The 1,943-nt window shown below is 37.4% G+C and carries 1 protein-coding gene and 1 pseudogene; both read right to left on the bottom strand.

Going from position 1 to position 1,943, the window contains the following annotated elements; all coding sequences use genetic code 11:
• Positions 1-307 precede the first annotated feature (307 nt).
• A pseudogene (locus tag QUA16_RS36510) lies at positions 308-1,016 on the bottom strand (IS1 family transposase).
• 295 nt (positions 1,017-1,311) lie between these two features.
• On the bottom strand, positions 1,312-1,710 hold the full coding sequence (tnpA, locus tag QUA16_RS36505; RefSeq protein WP_333109726.1) for an IS200/IS605 family transposase: 399 nt from the start codon (positions 1,708-1,710) through the stop codon (positions 1,312-1,314).
• Positions 1,711-1,943 lie beyond the last annotated feature (233 nt).

The following is a 1,943-nucleotide window of genomic DNA, read 5'->3' as shown; positions in this document are numbered from 1 at the left end:
TATTTTTACTTATTCATTCGGGCCTAGCAATGTACTATACTATGTAGTGTTATTGAAGTGCGGAGTGTGGGATAATATACTAAAAATATCAAGTTGTATTCCAAGAGGTTTTATAGGTTTTTACTTTGAGATATTAATTCACTTTTCTTGAAATTGCTAAACCGAATTTATCGCGAAAGCAGACATCATCAAGTCCGCCAAAAAGCACATTTTTTAATCTTAGTTTCACAAGGTGTCAAAAATGAAAATGTGATGAAAATTGGGTAGTAGTAAATATGTAGTGATTAGATATTTATTGGCTCGAAACCTAGTTGTAATGATGGATAAAATACCAAATAGCACCAATAGGGTTTTCTAACTTTTTAGAAAATGAAAGAGTTTTTCTTACTAGACGAGAAACACGTTGGCGCAAAGTATTATTAAATCTTTCAATGTGATTAGTTTTTCCACTGTCTTTCCCAACTTGCTGATGGCGTGTGCTTGGAAAAATACACGCATATGCAGCCAAAAAATCTGTATAGCAAACAGCACATTGTCGATATACAGGAGGTAGAGAATTCCATAATTGTTTTGCTCCTTCTTCGCTACGAGCACCAATATAAACACCAATAATTTCTCTGGTCTCTCTATCCATTGCGGCGCCACACCCATTGCTTATTTTCTTTGCCATCTACAAATGACCACAGTTCATCACATTCAACATTCAATCTGACTTGTGTTTTAGGTTAAACCTTTACTGTGCGTTCGATTGAGGCATATTTATTATTTACGTAATCCTGTAACCATTTTTGAGAAACCCCCCTGCTTCTAGCTATACCAGCCAAATAAATCTTCTCCAAAAGAAGTCGAGCGATTAATTTTTTTGTTGGTGAGCTAATTACTTTGTTGGTCGGATTTTCGACAAATTGGCTACCGCAACTTTGACATTTGTATTTGGGTTTTTTATTATGAATAATACCATTTTTAACTATGTGATTTGAACCACAATCAGGGCCATTTGATCGTGAGGGTAGCATATTATATGACTAAATTAATATTGGCAGATACCAAGGATTCCAGCAATAGTTACTTATGATAGCATAACTGTAACTCAATCTCGATTCGAGCGCGTAAAGAAATATTAAACTCACAAAATTTGATTGTGTGAGTTATAAAATTATCCTATAGCGGTTCTCAAGCGTGGTGAGGTATGCCCACGGAGGCCTATGCCCTATGCCCTATGCCCATGAGTACCTCATATGAGAGCTCGAAAGGCTATATGTATTCAATTACTGTAATTAAAATTCACTACATATTTATTACTACCCATAACTAGACATTTTTTTGATTCTCAATGTACTGCTTGATTACCGAAATAGGCGCACCGCCAACAGTTGCAATAAAGTAGCTATTAGTCCATAACGTTGGCAATCGACTTTTTAACCAAGGGAATTCTTGGCGAAGATACCTGGAAGAGCGCCCTTTCATGTACCGAATTAGTTTGGCAATCCCAAACTGAGGATCGCACTCGACTAAGAGATGAATATGATCTGGCATTACTTCCATTTCTATCAATTCGCTGCCGCACTCAGTCGCCACCTCTAACAATATTTCTTTTAATCGGGCATCAACACCTTCAATTAAAACCTTTCGACGATATTTTTGGCACCACACAATATGGTATTTACACGAGTAGACGACATTTTTGTTTGATCTGTAATTGACGCTCATAGTGTAGTCATACAGCACGAACCTGCATACGACACTAATTTTGCATTAAGTTTTGTTAAATACTGAAGGCGGTTGAAACCGCTGCCGACTTATCCCCCTGTCTGAAGCCAGGGGCTTGCGTCTCGTTCTTCGGTCAACAGCAAGTGCAACTGGTAGAACCCACACTCCGCACTTCAATAACACTACATAGTATAGTACATTGCTAGGCCCGAATGAATAAGTAAAAATACTTA

It is taken from the genome of Microcoleus sp. S13_C3 (assembly GCF_036700905.1).
In the GTDB taxonomy this organism is placed as follows: Bacteria; Cyanobacteriota; Cyanobacteriia; order Cyanobacteriales; family Microcoleaceae; genus Microcoleus.
Note: the sequence above shows the minus strand (reverse complement) of the source record. Positions and strands in the feature narration are given on the sequence as shown.